The following is a 5,532-nucleotide window of genomic DNA, read 5'->3' as shown; positions in this document are numbered from 1 at the left end:
CACCACGGGCCGGGGGTGCCGCTGCGCGGGGCCTCCTGGGGGCTCCGCCCCCAGACCCCCGCGCCTCAAACGCCGGCGGGGCTATAAACAGCCCGCGCGGCGTTCGAGCGCAGCGGGGCCGGGCGGCGGCTAGCGGCCTCGGAGGCGGCGGACCAGGATGCTGGCGTCGCCGCGCGACTCCAGGTCCGCCAGGACGACCGCGACCGCCTCGCGCACGATCCGCCCCCGGTCGACCGCGAGCCCGTGCTCCCCGCGGAGCACCAGCCGGGCGTGCTCCAGGTCCATGAGCTCCTCGGCGGAGACGTAGACCGTGATCTTCTCGTCGTGCCGCTCGCGCCCGCTCGGCCGCCGGTTCGCGCCCCGGCCCTGGCCCTTGCCCTGCCGGGGTCCGGCGCTGGCAGAACCTTCCTGCGGCCTGCGCTGCGCGCCCACCGCCGGGCCGTCGCCGGTGGTCCTCGCCGTGCCGTCCGCCGGTGCGGCCGCCGCGTGCTCCGCGCCCGCCGCGGGCGACGCCTCGTCGGCGCCCCGCCTCGGCGAGGACGACTGGAGGGCGGTCCCCCCGGTCGTGCGGAACAGTTCGTCCGCGCCGGGCAGACTCACTCGGCGGGACACCGGGCGAGCACCTCCCTGGCCAGCTGGCGGTAGGCGGCGGCGCCGACGGAGTTGGAGGCGTACGTGGTGATCGGCTCGCCGGCGACCGTGGTCTCCGGGAAGCGCACCGTCCGGCCGATGACCGTGTGGTAGACGTGGTCGTCGAACGCCTCGACGACGCGCGCCAGCACCTCGCGGCTGTGCACCGTGCGGGAGTCGTACATCGTGGCGAGGATGCCGTCGAGCTCCAGCTCCGGGTTGAGCCGCTCCTGGACCTTCTCGATGGTCTCGGTCAGCAGCGCCACTCCGCGCAGTGCGAAGAACTCGCATTCCAGCGGGACGATGACCTTGTGAGCCGCCGTCAGGGCGTTGACCGTCAGGAGGCCCAGCGAGGGCTGACAGTCGATCACGATGTAGTCGTAGTCGTTCATCAGCGGCTTGAGCGCCCGCTGGAGCGTCGACTCGCGCGCGACCTCGCTGACCAACTGCACTTCGGCGGCGGACAGGTCGATGTTGCTCGGCAGCAGGTCCATGTTGGGGACCGCCGTCTTGAGCAGCACCTCGTCGGCCGACATGCCCCGCTCCATGAGCAGGTTGTAGACCGTCAGGTCGAGTTCCATCGGGTTCACGCCGAGGCCCACGGACAGCGCGCCCTGCGGGTCGAAGTCGACGAGCAGCACGCGGCGCCCGTACTCGGCGAGCGCGGCGCCCAGGTTGATGGTCGACGTGGTCTTGCCGACGCCGCCCTTCTGGTTGCACATCGCGATGATCTTCGCGGGACCGTGCTCGGTCAGCGGACCCGGGATCGGGAAGTACGGCAGCGGACGCCCGGTCGGGCCGATGCGCTCGCGGCGCTGGCGGGCAGCGTCGGGCGCGAGGGTGGCCGCGTACTCGGGGTCGGGCTCGTACTCCGCGTCGGGGTCGTAGAAGTGCCCTTCGGGCACCTGGTCGTAGTCGGCGAAACCAATGGGCGCATCGCCGCTGTGGTCGCCGGCCGTGGAGTTCACGTCTAGGCCGTCCATGCTCTTTTGGGGCGTCGTCATGTGCTGGTGGTTTGCGAAGGTGCGGACCGCGACGGAGCCGACAGCTTCGAGCCCGGCGGAACTCTGGGTCCGTTCGGGCGTCCCTGCTCGACCGCCTCCAGGAGCAAATGTCGACTCATTCACAAGTCGTCTTACCTCCTCGGACGTGACCAGGACACTTATCGATAGGTCAGCGTTGCACCATGCCGACGGTTGGCGACTCTATGGCGTGTCACCGCCCAGCGGCAACACAATCCGCCGGACCCGGCACGATGTGTCGGCAACCGAACACCACTCTGTCAAGGGCGTACGGGCTGTCGCTGTGAAGTTTCGCGGGTGTGCGAAAGGGTTAAAGGGTTACGTTCGAGGCGAGTTGAACGGCCTGCGCGGGTACCCCGCAAACACCTCCGGCCGGACCTTGCGGGCAAGGTCCGGCCGGAGACGTGAGATTGACGTCAGTCGTTGACGGTTCAGCCGAGCAGCGTGCTGAGCTCGACGGACTCGAGGTTGTGCGCCTCGGCGACGGGGCCGTAAACGACCTTGCCGTCATGGGTGTTGAGGCCCAGGCCGAGCGCCGCGTCACGGCGGAGCGCCTCGACCCAGCCGAGGTTCGCGAGCTGCACGATGTAGGGCAGGGTCGCGTTGGTCAGCGCGTAGGTGGAGGTGTTCGGCACCGCGCCCGGCATGTTGGCGACGCAGTAGAAGACCGAGTTGTGGACCTGGAAGGTCGGCTCGGCGTGGGTGGTCGGACGGGAGTCCTCGAAGCAGCCGCCCTGGTCGATGGCAATGTCGACAAGGACACTTCCGGGCTTCATCTTGGCGACGAGCTCGTTGGTGACCAGCTTCGGGGCCTTCGCACCCGGGATCAGTACGGCACCGACGACGAGGTCGGCCTCGATGACGGCCTTCTCCAGCTCGTAGGCGTTGGAGACGATCGTCTTCACCTTGGTGCCGAAGATCTTGTCGGCCTCGCGGAGCTTGTTGATGTCGCGGTCGAGCAGGGTCACGTGGAAGCCCATGCCGATGGCGATCTGCACGGCGTTCCAGCCGGAGACGCCGCCGCCGATGACGACGCACTCGCCGGCGTGGGTGCCGGGGACGCCGCCCGGGAGGACGCCGCGGCCGCCGGCCGAGCGCATCAGGTGGTAGGCGCCGACCTGCGGGGCCAGACGGCCCGCGACCTCGGACATCGGGGCGAGCAGCGGCAGCGCGCGGTTGGCGAGCTCGACCGTCTCGTACGCGATGGCGGTGGTGCCGGACTCCAGCAGGGCGTCCGTGCACTCGCGGGAGGCCGCCAGGTGCAGGTAGGTGAAGAGGGTCTGGTCCTTGCGGAGGCGGTGGTACTCCTCCGCGATCGGCTCCTTGACCTTCAGCAGCAGGTCGGCGGTCGCCCAGACCTCGTCGGCGGTGCCGAGGATCTCGGCGCCGGCGGAGACGTACTCAGCGTCCGTGATCGAGGAGCCCACACCGGCGTTCTGCTCGATGAAGACCTGGTGGCCGTTGCGGACCAGCTCATGCACACCGGCGGGCGTGATGGCGACCCGGAACTCGTTGTTCTTGACCTCGCGGGGGATGCCGACCTTCATCGTCGATCACGGTCCTTGACTCAGGGGATGTTACGGGGCACTTCCATACATACCCGCCCACAAGAACGCGCAACGGGATGCACCACAGGATGACGTGGTGAAGCCAGTCTAATGAAGGATGAGGCGCTGTCTAGCCTTGCAAACCAATAATTTCAGTCGGAGCTACTGCGGATTTCGCAGGCTGCGGGGTCATCTCCCAGCAATCTATCGGCTGCGGACCGGTGCAGTCGGGCGGCCGCCGGGTCGCCCAGCCGGTCCAGCGTGTCGGCCAGCCGGACCTGGAGGGCGGCCTGCAGGCGGACGTCCCCGGCACGCCGCGCGAGCTCGATCGCCTCGCGGCAGGTGTGCAGCGATTCCTCGGGCCGGCCGGCGTATTCCTGAATGCGCGCCATCTCGCTCAACGCCTTTGCCTGGCCCGGGACATCGGCCAGCCGGCGGTACCCCGCGGCGGCGGCGCGCCAGCTGCGCAGCGCCTCCCCGTAGCGGCCCGCGTAGGTGTGCACGTTGCCGAGCCGTCCGTACAGGCGGGCCTCGTCCGGCCGCTCCCCCCGGGCGAGGGCGTGGGCCAGGGCGCGGCCGAACCAGTCGGAGGCCCTCGGCCAGTCCGCCAGCTCCTGGTACGCGCCGCCTACGGATTCCATCGCGCGGCCGGTCGCGTACGGGTCCTTCGCGGCCTTTCCGGCGGCCAGCGCGGCCCGGTAGCGCTCCAGCGCCTCGGGGGTACGGCCGGTCGCGGCGTCCAGGTCGGCCAGGTTCAGCAGCGCCGCGGCCTGCTCCCGGTGCAGGTGGCGGCGCTCGGCCACGCCCAGGACGAGCCGGTGCAGCCCGTACAGCTCGGGGGCGGCGGCCTCGGTGCCCCGGTGCGCGGCCAGGGCTCTGACCAGCGCGGAGACCAGCCGGCGGGCCAGGGTGTCCAGGCCGCCGTCGGCCACGGCCAGGTCGGCGGAGGCGGTCAGCGCGGCCAGCCGGGTGTCCAGCCAGGTGGCGGCGGCCCGCCGGTCGGGGAAGCGGAGGGCGCGCGGGAGCCCGTCCAGGGCCTCACGGGCCTCGGCCGCCTCCTCCTCGGACAGCTCGGCCATGGCCCGGCAGGAGGTCAGCAGGCGGACGGTCCGCTCCAGCATCCGGGCCCGGGCCAGCTGCACCTCGGCGGGCCGCTCCTTGGCCTCCAGCAGGGACTGGAGGAAGGGCGCGAGACAGCCGGGGAGCAGGAAGAGCCCGTCCCGGTCGTGCCGTACGAGGCCCAGCCGGGCGAAGTCCTCCAGGGTGGACTGCGCGGCGGCCACCGAGCAGCCGGCGAGGGCGGAGGCGGTGTGCGAGTCGAGGATTCCGGCGGGGGCGAGCGGGAGCAGCCGCAGGGTGCGCTGGGCGGGCTGCGGGAGGGACTCGTAGACGATCCGGAAGGCGCGGCCGAGCGGGCCGGAGGTGCCGGCGGGCATCTCGTGGAGCTGCTTGGCCAGGTCGGCGACGGCGGCCTTGGGGTGGGCGGCGAGCCAGCCCCCGGCCAGGGCGATCACGGCGGGCAGGGCCCCGCACTCCTCGGTGAGGTCCTCGGCGGCGCGCGGGTCGACGGCGATCCGGGTGTCCCCGATGGTCCGGGCGAGCAGGGCGACGGCGGAGCCGGTGTCGAGCCCGCCGAGGGTGCAGGGGCGGACGTCGGGGATGCCGGTGAGCGGGCCCTCGGCGGTGACGACGACCAGGCACTCGGGGGTGTCGGGGAGCAGGGCGTCGACCTGCTGGGGGTCTGCGGCGTCGTCGAGGAGCAGGATCGCCCGCCGCCCGGCGAGGGTCTCGCGCAGGGCGGCGCTGAGGTCGTCCTCGCAGGCGCCGGGCGGGGTGCGCTCCCCGAGGCCCTCCAGCAGGGTGCGGACGGCCCGCGCGGTCTCCAGCGGCTCGCCGCCGGGGGCGGTGAGGCGGACCCGGACCAGCCCGTCGGGGTACTGGTCGGCCACCTCGCGCACGAAGGCCTCGGCGAGGGCGGTCCGGCCGGAGCCGGGGCGCCCGGCGACGAGCAGCACCCGCGCGCGGGGCGCCTTGGCCTTGCGGCCCGAGAGGGTGTCGAGCCCGGTCCGCGCGATGTCCTCGCGCAGCTCCTTCAGCTCACGCCGCCGCCCGACGAAATCCGCCACGGATCCGCTCCTCTCCCTGCCTTCGGGTTGCTGAGCGTAGTTCACGCAGAGCGACGGGCCGTGTGGAGCGGGGCCCATAGATCGCCCGATCGGATCAGCGGATGGGCCTACTAATCCCCCACATCGCTGCGCGGGGCCCTTCCCGGGGGCTCCGCCCCCGGACCCCCGCGCCTCAAACGCCGGCGGGGCTGGATGAATCCAGCCCGC

General features: G+C 72.2%; 4 protein-coding genes. All 4 read right to left on the bottom strand.

Annotated elements, in window-relative coordinates; translation table 11 throughout:
• Positions 1 to 129: 129 nt before the first annotated feature.
• The 4 genes from AB0O29_RS33825 to AB0O29_RS33810 all read right to left on the bottom strand — a co-directional run bounded on the left by AB0O29_RS33825 (position 130) and on the right by AB0O29_RS33810 (position 5,403).
• The gene (locus tag AB0O29_RS33825) at positions 130 to 612 is read right to left on the bottom strand and encodes a hypothetical protein (RefSeq protein ID WP_365159650.1); all 483 of its coding nucleotides are present in this window, start codon (positions 610 to 612) and stop codon (positions 130 to 132) included.
• Positions 597 to 1,634 carry a ParA family protein gene (locus AB0O29_RS33820; RefSeq protein WP_365159647.1) on the bottom strand — a complete coding sequence of 346 codons (1,038 nt, stop codon included), beginning with the start codon at positions 1,632 to 1,634 and terminating at the stop codon, positions 597 to 599. Before AB0O29_RS33820 ends, AB0O29_RS33825 begins: the two co-directional genes overlap by 16 nt.
• 449 nt (positions 1,635 to 2,083) lie before the next feature.
• Positions 2,084 to 3,199, bottom strand: a complete 1,116-nt coding sequence (ald, locus tag AB0O29_RS33815; RefSeq protein WP_365159644.1) for an alanine dehydrogenase — start codon at positions 3,197 to 3,199, stop codon at positions 2,084 to 2,086.
• A 152-nt stretch (positions 3,200 to 3,351) separates the two neighbouring features.
• On the bottom strand, positions 3,352 to 5,403 hold the full coding sequence (locus AB0O29_RS33810; RefSeq protein WP_365159641.1) for a tetratricopeptide repeat protein: 2,052 nt from the start codon (positions 5,401 to 5,403) through the stop codon (positions 3,352 to 3,354).
• Between the last annotated feature and the right edge of the window lie 129 nt (positions 5,404 to 5,532).

Source organism: Streptomyces sp. NPDC089915 (assembly GCF_040684675.1).
Classification (GTDB): domain Bacteria; phylum Actinomycetota; class Actinomycetes; order Streptomycetales; family Streptomycetaceae; genus Streptomyces.
This window is presented reverse-complemented; position numbering and strand designations above follow the sequence as displayed.